18 protein-coding genes are annotated in these 21,662 nt (G+C 73.3%); 14 read left to right on the forward strand and 4 right to left on the reverse strand.

Annotated elements, in window-relative coordinates:
* Positions 1-6: 6 nt before the first annotated feature.
* Entirely contained in the window at positions 7-933 is a 927-nt protein-coding gene (locus ACFV2J_RS16420; protein ID WP_385439249.1) for a DUF2510 domain-containing protein, read from the forward strand.
* A 10-nt stretch (positions 934-943) separates the two neighbouring features.
* Here ACFV2J_RS16420 and ACFV2J_RS16425 read toward each other — a convergent pair whose 3' ends face one another.
* Positions 944-2,146, reverse strand: coding sequence for an amino acid deaminase/aldolase (locus tag ACFV2J_RS16425; protein ID WP_385094207.1), 1,203 nt, complete (start codon positions 2,144-2,146; stop codon positions 944-946).
* A gap of 1,877 nt (positions 2,147-4,023) precedes the next feature.
* Between ACFV2J_RS16425 and ACFV2J_RS16430 the strand changes: the two genes are divergently transcribed.
* Both ACFV2J_RS16430 and mycP read left to right on the forward strand, forming a co-directional pair.
* Positions 4,024-4,887, forward strand: a complete 864-nt coding sequence (locus ACFV2J_RS16430) for a hypothetical protein (protein WP_385439252.1) — start codon at positions 4,024-4,026, stop codon at positions 4,885-4,887.
* The gene (gene mycP / locus ACFV2J_RS16435) at positions 4,884-6,065 is read left to right on the forward strand and encodes a type VII secretion-associated serine protease mycosin (protein WP_385439254.1); all 1,182 of its coding nucleotides are present in this window, start codon (positions 4,884-4,886) and stop codon (positions 6,063-6,065) included. The genes ACFV2J_RS16430 and mycP overlap by 4 nt, the downstream gene beginning before the upstream one ends.
* A 99-nt stretch (positions 6,066-6,164) precedes the next feature.
* Here the strand turns inward: mycP and ACFV2J_RS16440 are convergent, their stop codons facing one another.
* A complete protein-coding gene (locus tag ACFV2J_RS16440; protein WP_385091018.1) occupies positions 6,165-7,127 on the reverse strand; it encodes a serine hydrolase in 963 nt (320 codons plus the stop codon).
* Positions 7,128-7,276: 149 nt separating this feature from the next.
* Here ACFV2J_RS16440 and ACFV2J_RS16445 point away from each other — a divergent pair, with 149 nt between their 5' ends.
* Positions 7,277-8,008: an SseB family protein gene (locus ACFV2J_RS16445; RefSeq protein WP_385091015.1), complete on the forward strand. Its 732-nt coding sequence runs from the start codon at positions 7,277-7,279 to the stop codon at positions 8,006-8,008.
* Positions 8,009-8,067: 59 nt separating this feature from the next.
* Here the strand turns inward: ACFV2J_RS16445 and ACFV2J_RS16450 are convergent, their stop codons facing one another.
* Positions 8,068-8,424, reverse strand: coding sequence for a DUF1844 domain-containing protein (locus ACFV2J_RS16450; protein WP_168527253.1), 357 nt, complete (start codon positions 8,422-8,424; stop codon positions 8,068-8,070).
* A 357-nt stretch (positions 8,425-8,781) separates the two neighbouring features.
* On the opposite strand from ACFV2J_RS16450, the gene infC reads away from it, so the two are divergent.
* From infC to ACFV2J_RS16500, 10 genes are all read left to right on the forward strand, one after another.
* Positions 8,782-9,510, forward strand: coding sequence for a translation initiation factor IF-3 (infC, locus tag ACFV2J_RS16455; protein ID WP_385091024.1), 729 nt, complete (start codon positions 8,782-8,784; stop codon positions 9,508-9,510).
* 154 nt (positions 9,511-9,664) lie between these two features.
* The gene (rpmI, locus tag ACFV2J_RS16460; protein WP_003947156.1) at positions 9,665-9,859 is read left to right on the forward strand and encodes a 50S ribosomal protein L35; all 195 of its coding nucleotides are present in this window, start codon (positions 9,665-9,667) and stop codon (positions 9,857-9,859) included.
* Positions 9,860-9,959: 100 nt separating this feature from the next.
* Positions 9,960-10,343 carry a 50S ribosomal protein L20 gene (gene rplT / locus ACFV2J_RS16465; protein WP_054236131.1) on the forward strand — a complete coding sequence of 128 codons (384 nt, stop codon included), beginning with the start codon at positions 9,960-9,962 and terminating at the stop codon, positions 10,341-10,343.
* Positions 10,344-10,664: 321 nt separating this feature from the next.
* On the forward strand, positions 10,665-11,525 hold the full coding sequence (locus tag ACFV2J_RS16470) for a TrmH family RNA methyltransferase (protein ID WP_385091011.1): 861 nt from the start codon (positions 10,665-10,667) through the stop codon (positions 11,523-11,525).
* Between the two features lie 92 nt (positions 11,526-11,617).
* Positions 11,618-12,805, forward strand: a complete 1,188-nt coding sequence (locus tag ACFV2J_RS16475) for an ATP-binding protein (protein WP_385091008.1) — start codon at positions 11,618-11,620, stop codon at positions 12,803-12,805.
* Positions 12,806-13,015: 210 nt separating this feature from the next.
* Positions 13,016-14,140, forward strand: coding sequence for a phenylalanine--tRNA ligase subunit alpha (gene pheS, locus ACFV2J_RS16480; RefSeq protein ID WP_385091005.1), 1,125 nt, complete (start codon positions 13,016-13,018; stop codon positions 14,138-14,140).
* Complete coding sequence (gene pheT / locus ACFV2J_RS16485) at positions 14,140-16,650, forward strand: phenylalanine--tRNA ligase subunit beta (RefSeq protein WP_385439261.1); 2,511 nt, start codon at positions 14,140-14,142, stop codon at positions 16,648-16,650. The genes pheS and pheT overlap by 1 nt, the downstream gene beginning before the upstream one ends.
* A gap of 1,021 nt (positions 16,651-17,671) precedes the next feature.
* A complete protein-coding gene (locus tag ACFV2J_RS16490) occupies positions 17,672-18,652 on the forward strand; it encodes a PP2C family protein-serine/threonine phosphatase (protein ID WP_385088425.1) in 981 nt (326 codons plus the stop codon).
* Positions 18,653-18,965: 313 nt separating this feature from the next.
* Entirely contained in the window at positions 18,966-20,306 is a 1,341-nt protein-coding gene (locus tag ACFV2J_RS16495; protein WP_385088424.1) for a transcriptional regulator, read from the forward strand.
* A 99-nt stretch (positions 20,307-20,405) separates the two neighbouring features.
* On the forward strand, positions 20,406-20,951 hold the full coding sequence (locus ACFV2J_RS16500; RefSeq protein ID WP_385088422.1) for an NUDIX hydrolase: 546 nt from the start codon (positions 20,406-20,408) through the stop codon (positions 20,949-20,951).
* A gap of 195 nt (positions 20,952-21,146) precedes the next feature.
* Here ACFV2J_RS16500 and ACFV2J_RS16505 read toward each other — a convergent pair whose 3' ends face one another.
* Positions 21,147-21,404 (reverse strand): hypothetical protein, encoded by a 258-nt coding sequence (locus ACFV2J_RS16505; protein WP_351623964.1) that lies wholly within the window; start codon positions 21,402-21,404, stop codon positions 21,147-21,149.
* Positions 21,405-21,662 lie beyond the last annotated feature (258 nt).

The following is a 21,662-nucleotide window of genomic DNA, read 5'->3' on the forward strand; positions in this document are numbered from 1 at the left end:
GCCGGGATGAGCATGACGCCCCCGCCCGGCTGGTACCGCGACCCGTCGTACCCGCTCGTCGAGCGCTGGTGGGACGGCGCCGCGTGGACCGACCACCGGCGGCAGCCCGGGGCCGTCCCGGTGCCCCTGGCCCCGCCGGAAGCGACGGGCCGCGGCTCCGGCCGGGCCAGGGCCGCGGCACTCGTCGCCGCCGGAGCCGTCCTCGTCACCTCGATCGTCACGGGCGTTCTCGTCCTCGGCCGGGACGACGACGCGGGGGGCGCCGCCACGGCAGGCACCACACCGCCGCCGGGCACCCCCTCCGCGACTTCGGGGACGCCGTCCCCGTCCCCGGTCCCCTCCGCCGCGGCACGCCCGGGTGCCCCGTCCGTCGTCGTGGACGAACTCAACGGCATCACGCTGCCGCTGCCCAAGGGCTGGGTCGAACCCCGTGACGTCGCCGAGGACGACATCGTGATGACCACCCCCGGAACGTACGACTGCCCGGGCGACCCCGGACTGTGCCGCCGCGGAAGGGTCGTCTCGCGCACCGTCACGGCGAACGCCGAAAGCTCCCCGAAGGCCCTCGCCGAGCAGGACATCGACGACGCCGCGAAGACCGCCTACGACCGTGACCCCGTCGGCGGCCGCCCCTACCGGGGCATCACGTCCCACCGGCTGCTGAAGGCGGGCTCGGTCGCCGTCGCGGGCCGCGCCGGGTACCTGGTGCGCTGGCGGGTCCGGACCGGGGCGGGGCCGGGCGGCTACGTCGAGTCGTTGGTGTTCCCCTCCAGCGTGGGCTCCCAGGCGCCCGTCGTCGTCCGTTTCGCCTTCGACGCCGGCGCCGGGGGACCGCCGCTCGCCGACATGGACCGGATCACCGAGGGGATCCGGGCGACGGGCGACGCGGGCACCGGCGGGGGAGTGGGCAGCAGTATCGGGCCCTCCCGGTAGCGGCCACGCCTCAGAGGAACGTCCGGCCCTCTCCGCGGTACGTCGGGACGGTCGCCGTCACCTCGTCGCCCTCCACCAGGTGCAGCGCCTCGAACCGCTCGCACAGCTCGCCGGCCTTGGCGTGCCGGAACCACACCTTGTCACCGATGAGCAGGTCGTCCGCGGGGGAGCCGAGCAGCGGGGTCTGCACCTCGCCCGGCCCCTCCTGGGGGTCGTACCGCAGCCCCTCCGGAAGGCAGGGCACCGGGAGACGGTCGGGGCCGGGCGCCCCCGAGGCCGGATAGCCGCCGCCGAGCACCGTGACCACACCGACGCCGGGACGGCGCACGACCGGCTGCGCGAAGAGCGCGGCGGGACGGCCGCTGAAGGACGTGTAGTTGTCGAACAGCCGAGGAACGTAGAGCCCGGAGCCCGCCGCGATCTCGGTCACCGCGTCCTCGGCGGCCGTCTGCTGCACGCTGCCGGTGCCCCCGCCGTTGACGAACTCCAGGCCGGGCGCCACCGCCCGTACCGCGCGGACGACCTCGGCGCGCCGCCGCGCGAGTTCCTTGCGGGCCGTGGCCTGCATGAGCCTGACGGCCCGCGACCGGAAGGGCCGTCCCGCGACGGCGTCGCCGACGCCCGCGATGTGGCCCTCGTACGCCATGATCCCCACCAGCTCGAAGCCCGGCCGGCCGGCGACGGCCCGCGCCATCCCGGCGACCTGCTCGGCCGAGTGCAGCGGCGAGCGCAGCGCCCCGACCCGGACCCGCCCGCCGAGCAGCTTGAGCGAGGTGTCCAGTTCCAGGCAGACCCGCACGGTCTCGGTGCCGCCCCGGCGGGACTCGTCGATCAGCCGGAGCTGGGCGGGGTCGTCGACCATGACGGTGACCGCGGCGGCGAGCTTGGGGTCGCCGGTCAGCTCCGCGTACCCCGCGGTGTCCACCGACGGGTAGGCGAGCAGGACGTCGTCGAAACCGGAGCGGGCCAGCCAGATCGACTCGGCGAGGGTGAAGGACATGATTCCCGCGAAGCCGTCCCGGGCCAGGACGCGTTCGAGCAGGGCGCGGCAGCGTACGGACTTGCTGGCGACCCGGATCGGCTTTCCGCCGGCCCTGCGGACGAGGTCGTCCGCGTTCGCGTCGAAGGCCTCCAGGTCCACGATCGCGAGAGGGGCGTCGAGGTGAGCGGTGGCCCGGTCGTAGCGGGCCCGGTCTGCGGCGCGGGCAGTCATGACCGAAGCCTGCCAGACTCGATTACCGCAGGGTAGGGGGACGTTCCGGGCAGATGCCCCGGGGTCTCGGACTGGTTCCCTCCCGGCCCACGTCAACCCGTAGAGTGACGCGGACGAGGGGCGAACGGCCTTGTCCGGGCGGCGCCTGCCCGGGATGACGGTCCGTCGGCACGGGTATGCCTGTCCGGTGACGGATGAGTCGCCGGGGTGGTCCCCTACGTACAGGTGGACGGCCCGGCGGACTCCGGGCCGGATCGGTTGCCCGGGTACGAGGAAACGGGGGGTGCATGAGCACGGAAGCGCGTCGCGCCTCCATCCCGCAGAGCCCGGCCGTCCCACCCCGCCCGGCACAGCCCCCCGCCGCGGGCCGGTCCCCCGAGGGGGACGGGAACCCCGAAGCGACGGCGTCCCGCGAAGGGACGGCGACGGACGCGGGGACGGTGCCCGAGCGAGAGACGCGGTCCTCCACCGACGACGGCACCGCGGCACCCCGCCCGTCGGCCACCCCGGCCCCCGGCAGGGAGCGGTCGCCCGAGCAGGGTGACGCGGGGTTCTTCCGGCGCACGCCCCGCAACCGCCCGGAGCCCGCCCCCGACAGCGCGAACGCCGGGCCGTCCCGCCCGGAGCGGTCGCCGGAACCGGGGGAGGCGGGCTTCGTCCCGCCGGCCCCTCCCACACGTCCCTGGAACCCGTCCGAGAACCAGGGCGCCGCCCTGCCCGCCCCGGAACCGTCGCCGGAGCGAGGGGACGCGGGGTTCTTCCGGCCGGCGCGACCGGAACGCTCCGGGCGCGCCTCCGGGAACCCGGACGCCGCCCCGGCCCGGGCGGAGCAGTTCCCGGCGCGGGGGGACACCGTGCCGCCACGACCGGCGACACCCCCTCGTTCCCGGGTGGCCGACGTGCGGGGGGACGCGGGACCCGGCCGTCCGGTGACCCCGCACGGAACCGGTACCTCCCCCACCGGAGGGGAGACGATGCCGCCCCGGCCGGCGACGCCACCGTGGCCCGAGCGGTCCCCCGGGACCGGAACCACGGTGCCGCCCCGCCCCGATCACCCGCCCACGGGGGCCACTTGGCGACCCCGCCCGGCGCAACCCGTGGGTGCGGAACCCGTCGGCGGTGAGCCCTGGTCGCTGCCCAGCTCCGAGGAACCGCCCCCGGCGGCCGTCCCGCGCCCCGGCGGTGACCCCCGGGGACAGGCACCGCACGGCTCCGCCGCCGGCGCGGCACCCGACTCCCGCGGGAGGCACACGCCGGGCGCCTCCACGGGCACCGGCCCGCGCACGGACGACGGATCCCGTACGTCCGCACGGCCCTTCCGCCGCTTCCGCGAGACGAAACCCTTCGCGGGGAGCAGAGGAAGCACGGTGAGCCAGGAGACCACGGAGACTTCGGAGACCTCTGCGTCCGCAGGCTTCCCGGGGTCCGCGGGGCCCGCAGAGTCCTCGGCGACCATGGGCTCCACCGGGTCCAAGGGGAGTGCCGGGCCCACCGGGTCCTCCCAGGAGACCCCGTCCCCGTCCCCGTCGACTCCCCCGGCCATGTCCGCGTCCGTGTCTTCGTCCGCGCCGAGCGTCACCCCCACCCCCGGACCGCCGTACGCCCCGGCCTCCCACCGCGACACGGCCCACCCGCGCGTCCCCGGCCGCCGTACCGCCCCGACGAGCCCGCCCCCGCCGCCGGCCTCCGCGCGATTCCCCGACGCGCCCCCCGCCGCCCGTCGGCCCGGTACGCCGCCCACCGCCCCGCCACAGCGGTCCGGTGGACCCGACGACGGGATCACGGAGACGAGCGAGCGGCCGCGGCCCACCCCGGCGGGTACGCACCCCGGACTCCCCACCCCCGCCGGCCGGGTCCCGGGCACCGGACGCCCCTACGTGTCGTTCGCGGAACCCGGGACCGACGACGGCTTCGACCGTTTCGACACCTTCGACACCTACGCCCGCCTCGATCACGCCACCACGCGATCGCGCCCCGTGCGCGCCCGCACCCGGCCCAGGTTCGTCGCGGCCGCGACCTGCCTCGTGCTGGGCCTCGGGCTCATCGGCGGTGCGGTGACCGGGAGTTGGCTCACCGGGGACAGTGCGGGCGCGGACGGCACGCACAGCTCGTTCACGGCGGCCGCCGGCCTGTGGCACAGCGTGCCCGTGGACCAGCTCTTCCCGCCCACCGTCGACGGCCAGGGCGCCGGGCCCGGCGGCGCCGACCGCGCCTGGACCCGGGTCGCCGTCGCCCCCGACAGCGGCTGCGCCGACGCCTTCGACCCGCTCCTGCGCCAGGTCCTGGCGCCGGCCGGCTGCCTGCGGCTGCTACGGGCCACCTACACGGACGTGACGCACAGTCAGGTCACCACCGTGGGGCTGCTGTTCACCACGGCGGACGCGGCGACCATGACCTCCCTGAAGGCCCGCTTCCAACAGCAGGGCCTCGACCGGCGCACCGATCTGATGCCCCGTCCGTACGCCGTCAAGGGCACCGTCGCCGCCGGGTTCGGTGACGCCCAGCGCGCGTCCTGGACGGTGTCGGTCCTCACCGACGCCCCCGTCGTCGTCTACGCCGTCTCCGGGTTCGCCGACGGCCGGATCGTCACCGCTCCGCAGCCCGCCGCGGACGCCGTGAAGCCCGGTGTGACGACGGCCCCGGCCCAGGCGGGCCTCGGCAACGACGCGCAGGGCCTCGCCGACCGCGTCGAGCGGAGCCTGCGCAGAACCGTCGGCTCGGCCTCGGAGAAGCCGTCATGACCCGCACCCCCACCCGCCGGGCCGCGTTCCTCGGTGTCCTGCTGGCCGCCTCCCTCGCGCTGCTCCCGTCCGGTACCGCGTACGCCGACGGCATACGGGCCCAGCAGTGGGCCCTCGACGCCATGCACACCCAGCAGGCCTGGCGCACGACCAAGGGCAACGGCATCACCGTCGCGGTCCTCGACACGGGCGTCGACGACCAGCACCCGGACCTGGTCGGCAACATCCTCCCCGGCAAGGACATGGTGGGCTTCGGAGCGCACCGCGGTGAGCGCGCGTGGGCCCGGCACGGCACCGCCATGGCGGGGATCATCGCGGGCCACGGACACGGCGCGGGCCGAGGGGACGGCGTCCTCGGCATCGCCCCCGAGGCGAAGATCCTCCCCGTCCGGGTCATCCTCGAGGACGGCGACTCCTCCCGTACGAGAGCACGCAGCACCCGCGGCAACGCCCTCGCCGAGGGCATCCGCTGGGCCGCCGACCACGGCGCCGACGTCATCAACCTCTCCCTCGGCGACGACTCCAAGTCCGCCCACCCCGAGCCCGCCGAGGACTCCGCCGTCCAGTACGCCCTGAAGAAGGGCGCCGTCGTGGTCGCCTCGGCGGGCAACGGCGGCGAGAAGGGCGACCACATCTCCTACCCGGCGGCCTACCCGGGCGTGATCGCGGCGGCGGCCGTCGACCGGTACGGCACCCACGCCTCGTTCTCCACCCGCCGCTGGTACGCCACCGTCAGCGCCCCCGGCGTCGACGTCGTCATCGCCGACCCGGACGACCGGTACTACGAGGGCTGGGGCACCAGCGCCGCCTCCGCCTTCGTCTCCGGCGCGGTCGCCCTCGTCAAGGCGGCCCACCCGGGCCTGTCCCCGGCACAGATCAAGAAGCTGCTGGAGGACACCGCCCGCAACGCGCCCAGCGGCGGCCGTGACGACTCCCGCGGCTTCGGCTTCATCGACCCCGCGGCCGCCATCCAGGCGGCCGGGCGGCTCAAGCCGGAGGACCTGCACGCGGCGGCGTACGGCCGCAAGTACTTCGGCAAGGGCCCCGACGCACCCCGGGACGACCACGAGGCCGCCGGCTGGTTGGGCCCGGTCGCGGGCGGGGCGGGTGTGCTCCTGCTGGCCGCCGCGGTGCTGCTGTGGCGAGGCCGCGGGACCGGGCTCCGCTCCACGAACTGAGGCTCCGCTCCAGGGGTTCGAGGTACCGCTCCAGGCACCGGGTGCCGCTCAGGGGCTGTTGTGAGGTGCCGCTCCCGGACCGGATGCCGCCGTACGGCCTCAGGGGGTGGAGAACGCGGCGACCGCCGCCCGCGCCGCCGCCTCCACCAGCGAGATCCCCTCCGCCTTGGTCGAGTTGCCGTCGGACAGGGCCGCCACCAGATAGTCGTGGCCGGCGGCGGTGATCCGCCCGATGCTGTTGACGTCCCACAGCCCGGTCGTACTGCGCGGCAGCCACCCGTTCTTCAGGGCCGAGCCGGATCCGTCGGCCGCGGCCGAGACCCCCCACCGCTGATCGGCGACGATCTCGCCCATGAGCCCCTGGAGATACGTCCGCGAGGCCTTGTCGAGCCGTGAGCCGTCCCCGAACACCTGCCTGAGCAAGGTCAGTTGATCGGCCGCCGTGGTCCGGGTGAGACCCCACAGCGCGCCGTCCCCGCCCTCGGTGCCCTTCAGGCCGAAGCGGTCGTTCGCCGCGTCGAGTCCGTCCGCCTGCCCGATGGCGTCCCACAGGGCGGACGCGGACGCGTTGTCACTCCTCGTGATCATCGCGGTGGCGTACGTCTTCTCCCGCGCCGTCAGGCGCCGGTCCGCGTCCTGCGCCCGGAGCAGCAGCGCGGCCAGGATGTCGACCTTGACGATGCTCGCCGTGTCGAAGCTCCCCCCGCCGTACGCGGCGCTCTCACCGGAGTCCAGGTCGAGCACCGCGACCGACACCTCGGCGCCCGGCGCCACGGTCACGGCCCGCATCCCCTTGGTGAGCAGCGCGGTGCGGTCCACCGAGGGCTCCGTGACGGGTTCCACCGCTGTCTCCCCGCTGGTCGGTTCCGATGCCTCCGGCGACGCGCCGGCCGCCGCCGAGGAGGAGGATACGAGGCCGCCCCGGTCGCGCGCCTGTGCCTTCACGTACACCGTTCCGGCGGCCGTGCCGCCGACGAGCACGGCGGACGCCACCACCGCGTACACGACTGTCCTTCGTCCGGACGCGCGACCACGCCGCCGACGAGCTCTGTGAGAGGCCATCCCGCGATGCTCGGGGCCGCGGCTGTGTCCGGCGTCAGGAGTGCGTGAACGCCGGGTCAGCGGGAGCTGAGAATCCGGTGAGAGCTGTCACCAGCGGGTTTCCGGGCCCGCACAAGCGCAGCAGCATCCCCCCGATAGGGTCGGGGACCGTGGCGAACAAGAACATTCCCGACTCCGGCTTCCCCGACGACGACGGCTCCGCCGATCCCCGGCTGACCGCGGCGCTCGCGGCCTGGGCCGAGGACCGCACCGCCGTGGGGCCGGTCCTGGAGGCGCTCAAGGGCGCCCGGCTGCTGGTGCCCGTCGTGGCCGTCCTCGGCGAGGTGGAGGAGGACGAGAACGGACTGCGTCACGAGAAGACCAGCGACATGGCGGTGCCGACCCTGAAGGCCGGCGGCCGCACGGCCCTGCCCGCCTTCACGTCCACCGAGACGCTGGCCCGCTGGGACCCGGCGGCGCGCCCGGTCGCCGTACCCCTGCACCAGGCGCTTCAGGCCGCCGCGCACGAGCGGGCCGACACGCTCGTCCTCGATCTGGCCGGTCCCGTCCCCTACGAACTGACCGGCTCCGCGCTGCTGGCCCTCGCCGAGGGGCGCACGACGGCGGACCCGCTCGCCGATCCGACGGTCGTCGAGGCGGTGCGCGCGGCCGTGGCCGCCGAGCCCGCCGTCGTGCGGGCCCACCTCGGCCCCGGCCGGGCGGACGGCACCCTCGCACTCGTCCTGGACGCGTCCGCGGAACCGGCCGAGGCCGCCCGGGCCGTCGCGGGGCGGCTCGCCGCCGACGAGACGCTGAGGGCCCGCCTGGTGCGCGGCCTCGACCTGGCACTGCTGCCGGCCGGGACGACGCCACCGGGCGAGCCCCTGTACGTACGTTCTTAGGACGACGCGCGTGTGCGGGAGCGCGTACGCCGGTGGAGAGGGTGGGCGGGGAGGACGGACTAGCCGTAGACGGGGCCCGTGTACTTCTCGCCCGGGCCCTGACCGGGCTCGTCCGGGACGAGGGACGCCTCGCGGAACGCCAGCTGGAGCGACTTCAGGCCGTCGCGCAGCGGGGACGCGTGGAAGGAGCTGATCTCGGTGGCGCTCGCGTCGAGCAGACCGGCCAGCGCGTGGATCAGCTTGCGGGCCTCGTCGAGGTCCTTGTACTTGTCGCCCTCCTCGGTCAGACCGAGCTTCACGGCGGCGGCGCTCATCAGGTTGACCGCGACCGTCACGAGGACCTCGACCGCGGGGACCTCGGCGATGTCGCGGGTCATGCTGTCGAAGTCGGGGTTCTGGGGAGGGGTGTCACTCATGCCCCACACGATAGGTCCCGGGCGGTTCCCGGCCCCAGTTGGCCTCGGTTAGCCGATATCGGCCCAAGCTGCTAACCTTGTGTAACGACCGGCTGGACATGTACGTGTCCGGCCCACAAGTGGAGGCTCCGATCTCCCACCTGACTGTCCTCCGGGACGGCAGGTCACCCGGTCAGGCGGCCACCACCGTTCCGTACGGACGGTGGAGTCGCCCGAAAGTGCGCCCCGCGGTTGACCGCGGCGGTGCTCCGGTAATCCATGGAGCCCCGCCTGTGTCCCGTCCGGGGCATTTTTCATGCCCCGCGGTGGTTGGTCCACGTGTCATCAGAGACATACGCGGCTGTCCGCCAGACCGCCGTGTGGTGCTACCGAGGAGGATCCATCAGCGCCGAGCCCCGCATCAACGACCGGATTCGCGTTCCCGAAGTGCGACTTGTCGGTCCTAGCGGCGAGCAGGTCGGGATTGTTCCGCTTGCCAAGGCCCTTGAGCTTGCTCAGGAGTACGACCTCGACCTCGTCGAGGTGGCGGCGAACGCTCGCCCGCCCGTCTGCAAGCTCATGGACTACGGGAAGTTCAAGTACGAGTCGGCCATGAAGGCCCGTGAGGCGCGCAAGAACCAGGCGCACACGGTCATCAAGGAGATGAAGCTCCGGCCGAAGATCGACCCGCACGACTATGACACCAAGAAGGGTCACGTCGTCCGGTTCCTCAAGCAGGGCGACAAGGTCAAGATCACGATCATGTTCCGTGGTCGCGAGCAGTCCCGGCCGGAGCTCGGCTACCGACTGCTTCAGCGGCTGGCCTCGGACGTCGAGGACCTCGGGTTCATCGAGTCGAACCCGAAGCAGGACGGCCGAAACATGATCATGGTTCTCGGCCCGCACAAGAAGAAGACCGAGGCGATGGCCGAGGCCCGTGAGGCCCAGGCGGCTCGCAAGGCCGAAGCGAAGGCCAATCCGGGTCGCTCGCAGAACGCGGCCGACGGGGAGATCGCCGAAGGTGAGGTCGCCGACAGCGAGGGCGAGATCACCGAGGCCGAGGCCGAGACCGCCGAGGCTCCGGCCGAGGCATCCGCCGAGGCCTGATCCCAGGGCGAAGGCTCCGGGAAGTCCGGGACGAGAGTCCGGGACGTCCCGGGAGGCGCGTCAGGGGATGCCAACCGATACATACATGACGTTCCACCGTGCCCGGTTTCGCGACCGGGCACCGGAACGCCACTGACGAGGAGAGAACGGCGCTATGCCGAAGAACAAGTCGCACAGCGGTGCCAGCAAGCGCTTCAAGATCACCGGCTCCGGCAAGGTGCTCCGTGAGCGCGCCGGCAAGCGCCACCTGCTCGAGCACAAGTCGTCCCGTCTGACGCGGCGCCTGACCGGCAACGCCGAGATGGCCCCGGGCGACGCCAAGAAGATCAAGAAGCTTCTCGGCAAGTGACGTACCGGCGGCACCGCCGCCGCCGTACGCCAGGACCGGGACCCAATCGAATTCGGGCCGTGTGACCACCGACCACGGCCCCGCTACAAGGAGTTAAAAAGTGGCACGCGTCAAGCGGGCAGTCAACGCCCACAAGAAGCGCCGGGCGATCCTCGAAGCCGCCAGCGGCTACCGCGGTCAGCGTTCGCGTCTGTACCGCAAGGCCAAGGAGCAGGTCACCCACTCCCTGGTCTACAACTACAACGACCGCAAGAAGCGCAAGGGCGACTTCCGTCAGCTGTGGATCCAGCGCATCAACGCCGCTGCCCGCGCCAACGGCATCACCTACAACCGCTTCATCCAGGGTCTGAAGGCCGCGAACATCGAGGTCGACCGCAAGATCCTGGCCGAGCTGGCCGTGAACGACGCCGGTGCGTTCGCCGCGCTCGTCGAGGTCGCGCAGAAGGCGCTGCCGTCGGACGTCAACGCGCCGAAGGCCGCGTGACGCTCGTACTGGCCTGAGCCGGACGTAGCCCGTGGACCCGCTTGCCTCATGGCTTGCGGGTCCCTGTGCGTTCGCGCTCCGCGGGTCCGGCGGGCGGGGCGCGCCGTCCGTTCCACGGGGTGTCCTCGGACCTCCGGATACGCCGGTGTCCGTCCGGTACGCGACCCCTGGGCACCCACCGGTCACCCCGCCGCCCGTCCACCCCTGCCGGCGCCGGTGCCGCGCACGTCCGTCCGCGGCCCGCACAGCCCGCGTCCGCGGCACCCTGGCCCGCGGCACGGACCGTCGTTCCCCCTTTCGCAGACCCCCTGAGGTGACCCCATGCCCGCCGCCCCCGTCGAGCTGATCTCCCCGCGGTCGCCCCGCGTCCTGGCCGCGCGGCGGCTGGCCCGGCGGAACTTCCGGGGCAAGGAGCGGCTGTTCCTCGCCGAGGGCCCGCAGGCGGTGCGCGAGGCGGCGGCCCACCGTGCCGACGGCACCCCCACGCTCGTCGAACTGTTCGCCACCCCCGAAGCCGCGGAGCGCTACGCCGACATCGTCGGGGACGCCCGGGAGGCCGGGGCCCGCGTGCACCTCGCCGACGAGGAGGTGATCGCCGACATCTCGACGACCGTCACCCCGCAGGGCCTCGTCGGCGTCTGCCGCTTCCTCGACACCCCGTTCGAGGAGATCCTCGCGGCACGGCCCAGGCTCGTCGCCGTCCTCGCGCACGTCCGCGACCCCGGGAACGCCGGCACCGTGCTGCGCTGCGCGGACGCCGCGGGTGCCGAGGCCGTCGTCCTCACCGACGCCTCCGTCGACCTCTACAACCCCAAGGCCGTACGGGCCTCCGTCGGGTCTCTGTTCCACCTCCCCGTCGCCGTCGGGGTCCCCGTCGAGGACGCCGTGCGGGGGCTGAAGGCCGCCGGTGTGCGGATCCTCGCCGCGGACGGCGCCGGACAGGACGACCTCGACGACGAACTGGACGAGGGCACCATGGGCGGCCCCACCGCCTGGGTGTTCGGCAACGAGGCCTGGGGGCTCCCGGAGGAGACGCGCGCGCTGGCCGACGCCGTCGTGCGCGTTCCGATCCACGGAAAGGCCGAGAGTCTGAACCTGGCGACCGCCGCCGCCGTATGTCTCTACGCGTCCGCCCGTGCACAGCGTGCCTCCGGAGGGTGCCGCTCCGTCACCGACGGCTAGTAGGGTGACGGGCTCGGGGGACCTCCCCCAAGCTCTCGGCTTCGCTCGAGCAGGGAGGTGCCCCACCGCCAGACGAGAGGTGGGATACGGGGATGGGTGTCGGCACGAGCGGTGCGAACAGCGCACTGCGCGCACGGGACGTGCGTGACACGCCCGCGCCCCGGGGCGAGGAGCAACTCGGAGCCGACCTCGGTGTCGATCCCGACGACCTCCCCGACGGACTCGTCGTCGCCGACGAGCACGGCCGGGTGATCTCCTTCAACGCCGCCGCCGCCCGCATCACCGCCGTCCCCGCCGCCGAGGCCCTCGGACGGCAGCTGGAAGCGGCCCTCCCGCTCGAGGACCTCGAAGGCCGCCGGTGGTGGCAGCTGACCGACCCCTACGGCGGGCTCGCGATCCGTGTCGGCCAGCCCGAACGCAACCTGCTGCTGCCCGGCGGCCGCGAGGTCCTGGTCTCCGCACGGTACGTCCGCGGCCGGCCCACCGGGCCCGTCCGCCGGGTCGTCGTCTCGCTGCGCGACACCGAGGCCCGCCGCCGCACCGAGCGCAGCCACGCCGAACTGATCGCCACGGTCGCCCACGAACTGCGCTCCCCGCTCACCTCCGTCAAGGGCTTCACCGCCACGCTGCTCGCCAAGTGGGAACGCTTCACCGACGACCAGAAGAAGCTGATGCTGGAGACGGTGGACGCCGACGCCGACCGGGTCACCCGCCTCATCGCCGAACTGCTCGACATCTCCCGCATCGATTCCGGACGGCTCGAAGTGCGCCGCCAGCCCGTCGACATAGGCGCCGCCGTCGGCCGCCACATCCAGGCCTACGTCACCTCGGGCCAGCCCGCCGACCGTTTCCTGCTGCGCATCGAACAGCCGCTGCCCCAGCTGTGGGCCGACCCGGACAAGATCGACCAGGTGCTCAGCAACCTGCTGGAAAATGCGGTGCGCCACGGCGAGGGAACCGTCACCATCGACATCACGCCCTCGGCGTCCCCGCGGGAGCGGGCAGACGACGCGACCGCCGCGACCGCCGCGAGCGCCGCCCACGCCGCCACCTCGGTGACCGTGAGCGACGAGGGCACCGGCATCCCGGAGGAATCCATGAACCGCGTCTTCACCCGCTTCTGGCGGGGCAGCAAGCGTGGCGGCACGGGTCTCGGGCTGTACATCGTCAAAGGAATCGTCGAAGCCCACGGCGGTACGATCACGGTCGGCCGCGCCCCCGGCGGCGGCGCCGAGTTCCGATTTACGTTGCCCGTGAGCACCCCGGCGTATCTGCTGTAACGCCGACGAGGCCCCACGGGCGCACACACAGGGGAGCCCGCGCCGGGACGCGCAGTCCGGCACGGCCCCCCACCCCCGTTAGACTCGGCCTTTGGCACCTTTGCGTCCCCGTTTCATGTTTCAGGGACGATGCGCGTCCCCCGAGTCGAGACGAGTCGAGACGAGTCGGGACGGGGACCATCCGCCAGCCAACCGGAAGCACGGGAAGAGATGTCGGCACCGAATAAGTCGTACGACCCTGTAGAGGTCGAGGCCTTGAAACCGGAAGAGATCGAGCGCATGCGGGACGAGGCGCTCGCCGCCTTCGCCGCCGCCGGTGACCTCGACGCGCTCCAGGAGGCCAAGGTCGCCCACACCGGCGGCACCTCACCGCTGGCCCTCGCCAACCGCGAGATCGGCGCCCTGCCCCCGCACGCCAAGGCCGCCGCCGGCAAGATCGTCGGTCAGGCCCGCGGTGCCGTGAACAAGGCACTCGGCGCCCGCCAGACCGAGCTGGAGGCCGAGCGCGACGCCCGGGTACTGGTCGAGGAGGCGGTGGACGTCACCCTGCCGTACGACCGGGTGCCGGCCGGCGCGCGTCACCCCCTGACCACGCTGTCGGAGCGTATCGAGGACGTCTTCGTGGCCATGGGCTACGAGGTCGCCGAGGGCCCCGAGGTCGAGGCGGAGTGGTTCAACTTCGACGCCCTGAACATCGGCCCGGACCACCCGGCGCGCGGTATGCAGGACACCTTCTTCGTGAAGGGCCCCAAGGGCCACGAAGAGGAGTCGAACATCGTGCTGCGCACCCACACCTCGCCGGTGCAGATCCGCTCGATGCTCGACCGCGAGCCCCCGGTCTACGTGATCTGCCCGGGCCGCGTGTACCGCTCCGACGAGCTGGACGCCACGCACACCCCCGTCTTCACCCAGGTCGAGCTGCTCGCCATCGACGAGGGCCTGACCATGGCCGACCTCAAGGGCACCCTCGACCACATGGTCCAGTCGCTCTTCGGCCCGGACATGAAGACCCGGCTGCGCCCGAACTTCTTCCCGTTCACCGAGCCGTCCGCCGAGATGGACATGGTGTGCTACGTCTGCCGCGGGGACTCCGTCGGCAACCCCGACCGGCCCTGTCGCACCTGCTCCTCCGAGGGCTGGATCGAACTCGGCGGCTGCGGCATGGTCAACCCCCGGGTACTGGTCGCCGCGGGCGTCGACCCCGAGAAGTACAGCGGATTCGCCTTCGGGTTCGGCATCGAACGGATGCTGATGTTCCGCCACAACGTCGAAGACATGCGAGACATGGTCGAGGGTGACGTCCGGTTCACCCGGCCGTTCGGGATGGAGATCTGATGCGGGTCCCGCTTTCTTGGCTGCGGGAGTACGTCGACCTGCCGGCGACGGAGACCGGGCGCGACGTCCAGGCCAAGCTCATCTCCTCGGGCCTCGAGGTGGAGACCGTCGAGCAGCTCGGCGCGGGCCTCAAGGGCCCCCTCGTCGTCGGCGAGGTCCTGACCATCGAGGAGCTGGAGGGCTTCAAGAAGCCCATCCGGTTCTGCACCGTCGACGTCGGCACCGCCAACGGCACCGGTGAGCCCCAGGAGATCGTCTGCGGCGCCCGCAACTTCGCCGTCGGCGACAAGGTCGTCGTGGTCCTGCCAGGTGCCGTCCTGCCCGGCGACTTCGCGATCGCCGCGCGCAAGACGTACGGCAGGACCTCGCACGGCATGATCTGCTCCGGTGACGAGCTGGGCATGGGCGACGACGGCAGCGGCGGCATCATCGTCCTGCCGCCCGAGTACGAGGCCGGCAGCGACGCCGTCGAGCTCCTGGAGCTCGTCGACGAGGTCCTGGACATCGCCGTCACCGCCAACCGCGGCGACTGCCTGTCGATGCGCGGCGTCGCCCGCGAGACCGCCATCGCCTACGGCCTGCCGCTGCGCGACCCGGCGCTGCTCGACGTACCGGCGCCGAACGCGTTCGGCTACCCGGTGCAGGTCTCCGAGCCGCTCGGCTGCGACCGCTTCACCGCGCGCACCGTCACCGGACTGTCCGCCGAGGCACGCTCCCCGATCTGGCTGCGCCGCCGGCTGCAGAAGGCCGGGATGCGTCCCGTCTCGCTCGCCGTCGACGTCACGAACTACGTGATGCTGGAGCTCGGCCAGCCCCTGCACGCCTACGACCGCTCCCTCGTGCAGGGGACGATCGGCGTGCGCAGGGCGGAGCAGGGCGAGCGCCTCACCACGCTGGACGGCACCAAGCGGGTCCTCGACGCCGAGGACCTGGTGATCACCGACGACCGCGGGCCCATCGGCCTGGCGGGCGTCATGGGCGGTGCCGACACGGAGATCGCCGATCACGAGGACACCACGCGTGCCACCGGTGACGTCGTGATCGAGGCCGCGCACTTCGACCCGGTCTCCATCGCCCGCACCGCACGCCGTCACAAGCTGGGCTCGGAGGCGTCCAAGCGCTTCGAGCGGGGCGTCGACCCGCAGGCCTCCTCGGCCGCCGCGCAGCGCACCGTCGACCTGCTGGTCCTCCTCGCGGGCGGCAGCGCCGAGGCCGGGGTCACCGAGGTCATCACGCCGTCCGCGCCGCACACCATCACCGCACCGGCGAACCACCCGGACCAGGTGGCCGGTGTCGCCTACGGCCGCGAGACCGTCGTACGCCGTCTCCAGCAGGTCGGCTGCGACGTCTACGGGCAGGACGAACTGATCGTCACCGTGCCGTCCTGGCGGCCCGACCTGGTGGCGCCGAACGACCTGGCCGAAGAGGTCATCCGCCTGGAGGGCTACGAGAACCTGCCCTCCACGCTGCCGCGGCCGCCCGCCGGCCGCGGCCTGACCGAGCGCCAGCGGCTGCACCGCAGGGTCGGCCGCGCGCTGGCCGGGGCCGGACTCGTCGAGACGCTGAACTACCCGTTCCTCAGCGAGGACGTCTTCGACCAGCTCGGTCTGGCCGCGGACGACCCGAACCGGCGGGTGGTCACGCTCGTCAACCCGCTGTCCGACGAGGAGCCGGCGCTCCGTACGACGCTGCTGCCGGGTCTGCTCGGCGCGCTGCGCCGCAACGACGGCCGTGGTTCGCACGACCTGGCGCTGTTCGAGACCGGACTGGTCTTCCACCCCCACGGGGAGCAGCGCGTCGCGTCCCGGCTCCCGGTGGACCGGCGTCCCACGGACGAGGAGATCGCGGCGCTCACCGCCACGCTCCCCGCCCAGCCCCGGCACGTCGCGGTCGTCCTCACGGGCGCCCGCGAACAGGCCGGCTGGTGGGGCAAGGGCCGTCCGGCCGACTGGGCGGACGCGGTGGAGGCGGCCCGGACGGTCGCCCATGAGGCGGGCGCCGAGCTCGTCGTCCGCGCGGGCCGCTACGGGCCGTGGCACCCGGGCCGCTGCGCCGAGCTGGCGGTCGTGCTCGACGGCGCGGAGCAGGTCATCGGTCACGCGGGTGAGCTCCACCCGCGCGTGCTGAAGGCGCTGAACCTGCCCGGGCGCACCTGTGCGATGGAGCTCGACCTCGACCGTCTGGCGGAGGCGGGTGCCGGAGCGCTGCAGGCGCCGCGGATCTCCGGCTTCCCGGTCGCCACGCAGGACGTCGCCCTGGTCGTCGACCGAGGCGTTCCGCACGCGGAGGTGGAGGCGGCGCTGCGGGAAGGCGCCGGCACCCTCCTGGAGTCCATCCGGCTGTTCGACGTCTACGAGAGCGAGCAGCTGGGCGAGGGCAAGAAGTCCCTGGCCTACGCGCTGCGCTTCCGCGCGGCCGACCGGACCCTGACCGTCGACGAGGCGTCGGCCGCCCGTGACGCGGCGGTGGCCCTCGCGGGTGAGCGGGCCGGGGCGGTGCTGCGCGGGTAGCTCCGCCGGTGGAGCAGGGGGACTGCGGGTCCTCGGCCGGCCGCGGCTCGTCCGTGGCCGGCCACGCCGTTTCCCACGCCCCTTTCAGGGCGCGGTTCCCTGTCGGGGGCCGGCGGCCGGGTGCCGGTGCGTCGTGGCTGGTCGCGCCGTTCCCCGCGCCCCTTGGCCGGGACGGTTCCCTGTCGGGGACCGAGGGCCGGATGCCGGTGGGTCGTGGTCGGTCGCGCCGTTTCCCGCGCCCCCTGTCCGGGACGGTTCCCTGTCGGGTGCCGGCGGCCGGGTGCCGGTGCGTCGTGGCTGGTCGCGCCGTTCCCTGCGCCCCTTGGCCGGGACGGTTCCCTGTCGGGGACCGAGGGCCGGGTGCCGGTGGGTCGTGGTCGGTCGCGCCGTTTCCCGCGCCCCCTGTCCGGGACGGTTCCCCGTCGGGGACAGCGTGCGCGGAGCGGCCGGCAGGAGGTATGCCCCTGCGATGACGCCGCGGGCGCCGGGCGCGCGCCCCTCGGGGGCGCGGGGAACGGCGCGGCCAGCAACGACCCACCCGCGCCCCGACCCCCGGCACGCAGCTCCTCCCACCTCACCTCACCTGCATAAATGCATGTGACGGGGGATGCCTCACTCGTTCGGGTGGCAAGTCCGGGCGATGTGGCCCGATCGGGGCATGCGGTCGACAGAATCGGACCGGTCTCACGGAGGCCGTCTGCGCTGTCGGGCCTATTGGGGGGCCATCGGCATGATCCGTATCAAGGCTGGGGCTCCCGCTGGGGTCCGGCTCCGGACGAACGCACGGGAGCCGGCCCGGACGAGCCGCGCGGCGCGGAGCCGGGCGGGGTGTCTGCGGGCCGGGCTGGTCCGGGCGGTGCACCGGGGCGGACACCGGGAACGGCCGTCGCGAAGCCCCCGTGGGGACGGTCTGCGGGCAGACCTCGACCGGTCGGTCCGGCGGGCCGACCGCCCGCCCCTGCGGCGGGCACTGAGTCTGGGGCTGCCCACCGTCTGGGGCGCGATCGCGATCACGTACCGGATGACCTGTCCGCTGGGCCAGCAGGACGGGCTGGTACCCCGGATGGTCTCCAGCGCCGTCTTCTTCGTGGTGGGAACGGGACTGATACTCCACGTCAGGCGGACGCTCCTGCGAGAGCTCAGACAGGCCCGCGCGGTCGCGGGCGCCGCCCAGAGCGTCCTGCTGCGCCCGCTGCCCCCGCGCATCGACGGGCTGAACGTCGCCGCGGCCCAGGTCTCCGCGGACCGTGGCGCCGACGTCGGCGGTGATCTCTACGAGGTGATCGCCACCGAGCACGGGGTACGGGTCGTCATGGGCGACGTCCGCGGGCACGGCCTCGGCGCGCTCGGCACCGTCGCCGCCGTCCTCGGCAGCTTCCGCGAGGCGGCGCACGACGAGCCCTCACTCGCGTGTGTGCTCGGACGCCTGGAGCGTGCGCTGGGCCGGCACCTTCGCGAGCGGGCGAAGGCCGAACACCCCGCGGCCGGCCCGGACCCCGAGAGCCCGGTCGCCGAGGAGTTCGTCACCGTACTGCTGCTGGAGATCCGCCGGGACGGCGAGGTGTACGCGCTGAACTGCGGTCACCCCTGGCCGTATCTGCTCCCCGGCCACGCCGCACGGGCCGGTGGCCACGGCCGTGTCGTACGGCTGTCGGCCGGCGAACCCCTGCCGCCGCTCGGGCCGTTCCCGCTCCCGGCCGAGCTGCCCCTCGTGCACTGCGGTCAACTGCTGCCGGGCGAGGGGCTGTTCCTGCACACGGACGGTGTCGAGGACGCCCGCGACGGTCATGGCCGGTTCTTTCCGCTGCCGAGCGCGCTCACCGAAGCCGTCCGGATCCGGCCCGCGGCACCCCAGTTCGTCCTGCACACCGTTCTGAAGGGGCTGCTGCGTCACACGCGCGGCAGACCCGCCGACGACGTGGCCGTCCTGGTCCTGCGCAACGACCGCCCGCGCAGCCCCCTACAACAGGACAGCTCCGTGGCCCAGTACGTGCCCCGCTAGGACGCGCCGGCGCGACGAGTCACGAGGCGACCGGAGTTGACGGATCGTCATCCCCGGTCGGTACAGCCGGCGGAGCCGTCCGCCCCGCCACGGAGTGTCGGGCAGGCGGCTGGGCGGACGGCGCGGTGGCGGGCCGCCGCACTGTACGAGGGGGAGCCGGCGGCCCGGCCGGCCTCTTGCGAGGCATTTCAGTCAAGCGGGCGGGAACGCTCCGCGACAGCGCGCGTACCGCACGGATACGGGCATTCCGTTCACACCCCGTGTGAAGCGGGACGCACTACTCTGGCGGCACTGAGCCACCCGGGGGGCCCACATGCAGCCCAACACTCTCCTCGACGCGATCCTCGACGAGGCCGGCATCTCGCACGCGGGACTCGCGGCCCATGTCAACCAGGCGGGGCGGGCGCGCGGCCTCGCCCTCAGGTACGAACACACGGCCGTGGCACGGTGGTTGAAGGGCCAGCGTCCGCGCGGCCAGGTACCCGACCTGATCTGTGAAGTGCTCGCCGCGCGCCTGCACCGGCCCGTCACGCTCGACGACATCGGACTCGGTGTGCCGGGCGAGCCGTCCGCTCCGCACGGCACGTCGCTCTCCGGCTTCGTCGAGCGGGCCACTGCCCTGTGGCGCTCCGACGAACAGCAGCGCCCGCACATCCTCGGCGCACCGGCCGTCACCGGCACGCCCGCCGTGATGCCCGTCTGGGAGTGGGAGAACCCGCCCGAGGACGTGGACGTCTCGCGCGGCGGACGCCATCACGTCAGCATGGCCGACATCGAGATGCTGCGCTCGGCCCGCGCGCACTACGAGCAGATGTACCGCAAGGCCGGCGGCGTCGCGACCCGCACCCGGATCGTCGGCTTCCTCAACGCCGAGACGGCGCCCCTCCTGCGCGGCAGTTACACCGACGCCACCGGCCGCCAGCTGCACCGTGCGACGGGCGGCCTGGTCGCCGTCGCCGGCATCTGCGCCTACGACTCCGACGCGCACGGACTCGCCCAGCGCTACTTCCACCAGGCGCTGCGGCTGGCCAAGGCCAGCGGGGACCGGGGACTCGGCGCCTACGTCATAGCGCTGCTGGTCAACCAGTCGCTGTTCATGCGGGAGTACCGGCAGTCCGTCGCCTTCGCGGAGGCCGCGCTGCGCGCCGCCGGACGCCACATCACCCCGGCGCTCGCCTCCGACCTCTACGCGATGCAGGCGAAGGCGTACGCCCACCTCGGCGACGGCAGCAGCGCGTTGTCCTGCATCCGTCGTGCCGAGCAGGCCGCCGAGCGCATCCGGCGCGGTTACGAGCCCGACGAGACCGGCTATGTCCAGCCCGGCCTGGTCAACGTACAAGTGGCGGAGGCGCTCCTCAGCCTCGGCGACCTGGTGGCCGCGGCCGCGCACGCCGCGGCGGCCGTGGACACCCCGGCGCACGACCGGGGGAGGGTGCACCGGCTCGCCATGCTGAGCCAGATCGAGCTGCGTCAGGGCAACGCCGACAAGGCGGTGGCCACCGCCGTCCAGATGGCCGAGCAGGCACGCGGAATGGAGTCCCAGCGGCTGCGCGACAGACTGCGCGCGGTACGCGAACACCTGGTGCGGAGCGGCTGCGCGGGCACGGCCGAGGCGGCCGAACTCATCGACGGAGCACTGCGCGTACCGATCTAGACCACCGCGTCCGCCCCCGCGCCGTGCGCCGCTGTGCGCCTGCTGTCAGGCCGCTCCTGCTGCGATATTGCCATCTACTCGGCGGAAGGTGGCAGAACCGTGCAGTGGACGAAACTGAACGAACAAACTGTGTACGCAAACCGCTGGTTCAGCGTCAATCTCGCAGATGTCGAGTTGCCGGACGGCCGGCACCTCGATCACTTCCTCATACGGCTGCGTCCCGTGGCCGTGGCCACCGTGGTGAACGACGCCAACGAGGTGCTGCTCCTGTGGCGGCACCGGTTTATCACCGACAGTTGGGGGTGGGAACTCGCGGCGGGCGTCGTCGAGGACGGCGAGGACATCGCCGTCGCGGCGGCCCGCGAACTGGAGGAGGAGACCGGCTGGCGACCGGGACCCCTGCGCCCTCTGATGAGCGTCGAGCCCTCCAACGGGCTCACCGACGCTCGGCACCACATCTTCTGGTCCGACGAAGGCGCGTACATCGGACACCCCGTGGACGACTACGAGTCCGACCGTCGGGAGTGGGTTCCCCTCAAGCTCGTCCCCGACATGGTCGCCCGCGGTGAGGTCCCGGCCGCCAACATGGCTGCCGCGCTGCTCCTCCTGCACCACCTCAGGCTCGGGCAGGACGCCGTGCCCTGACCTCACTGCCCGACACGCCCTGGGCGTGTTGCGAAAGTCCCGCCTGCCCCACGACGCCTGGCACGCACTCTCGCCATACCGGGCGAAAACCCGAGTACGTCCAGTACGCGGGCTTCCGCCCGCCATGCCGAGAGCACGCACCAGACGCCGCGAGGCCCGCCCTCCGGGCGGACGACGGGATTTTCGCAACACGCCCTAGTGGCCGAGGGCCTGCCAGACCGCCACGGCCAGTGCGCCCACGGCTGTGACGGCCGCGACCGCGGGCAGCGGCCAGCGGGTGTGTTCCATCGCGACGACGCGCGTGCTCAGATCGTCCACGTCCTTGGCGGTCTGTTCGGCGCGGTGACTGAGCAGGGTCAGTCCGCCCTCGACGCGGGCCTGTGCCACGTCGAGTCTGCGGCGTAACTCCGCGAGTTCTCCATGGACCACGGGATGCTCCGGGTCGGCGGTCACGTGTCCGCTCCTTTCCGTAGTCGTCACATCCCTTGCATGTACACGGAAAGTCAACTCGCCTGGTGGGCGCGTGGGGAGCGTGTGCGAGCGGCATATGCGGGCCCGGCGCGCACACACCGTGTGAACGGCGTGGGCCCGGCACCGTACGAGGGTGCCGGGGCCCCCGGGGGGCCTGGGCGGCCCCAAGTGGGGCGGTCGGTGTGGGAGTTGGTGAGGCGGATGTGTTGTATACCGCACACGAAGTCACGCCCAACCCGG

It is taken from the genome of Streptomyces sp. NPDC059668 (genome assembly GCF_042734135.1).
In the GTDB taxonomy this organism is placed as follows: Bacteria; Actinomycetota; Actinomycetes; order Streptomycetales; family Streptomycetaceae; genus Streptomyces.

What these genes read in the sequence shown, in the direction of transcription:
- pheT (WP_385439261.1), top strand. Translation starts at nt 14,140, where the DNA reads ATGCGGGTCCCGCTTTCTTGGCTGCGGGAGTACGTCGACCTGCCGGCG.
- ACFV2J_RS16425 (WP_385094207.1), bottom strand. Translation starts at nt 2,146, where the DNA reads ATGACTGCCCGCGCCGCAGACCGGGCCCGCTACGACCGGGCCACCGCT.
- ACFV2J_RS16475 (WP_385091008.1), top strand. Translation starts at nt 11,618, where the DNA reads ATGGGTGTCGGCACGAGCGGTGCGAACAGCGCACTGCGCGCACGGGAC.
- ACFV2J_RS16440 (WP_385091018.1), bottom strand. Translation starts at nt 7,127, where the DNA reads ATGGCCTCTCACAGAGCTCGTCGGCGGCGTGGTCGCGCGTCCGGACGA.
- ACFV2J_RS16450 (WP_168527253.1), bottom strand. Translation starts at nt 8,424, where the DNA reads ATGAGTGACACCCCTCCCCAGAACCCCGACTTCGACAGCATGACCCGC.
- ACFV2J_RS16470 (WP_385091011.1), top strand. Translation starts at nt 10,665, where the DNA reads ATGCCCGCCGCCCCCGTCGAGCTGATCTCCCCGCGGTCGCCCCGCGTC.
- ACFV2J_RS16420 (WP_385439249.1), top strand. Translation starts at nt 7, where the DNA reads ATGAGCATGACGCCCCCGCCCGGCTGGTACCGCGACCCGTCGTACCCG.
- ACFV2J_RS16495 (WP_385088424.1), top strand. Translation starts at nt 18,966, where the DNA reads ATGCAGCCCAACACTCTCCTCGACGCGATCCTCGACGAGGCCGGCATC.
- pheS (WP_385091005.1), top strand. Translation starts at nt 13,016, where the DNA reads ATGTCGGCACCGAATAAGTCGTACGACCCTGTAGAGGTCGAGGCCTTG.
- rpmI (WP_003947156.1), top strand. Translation starts at nt 9,665, where the DNA reads ATGCCGAAGAACAAGTCGCACAGCGGTGCCAGCAAGCGCTTCAAGATC.
- mycP (WP_385439254.1), top strand. Translation starts at nt 4,884, where the DNA reads ATGACCCGCACCCCCACCCGCCGGGCCGCGTTCCTCGGTGTCCTGCTG.
- ACFV2J_RS16490 (WP_385088425.1), top strand. Translation starts at nt 17,672, where the DNA reads ATGACCTGTCCGCTGGGCCAGCAGGACGGGCTGGTACCCCGGATGGTC.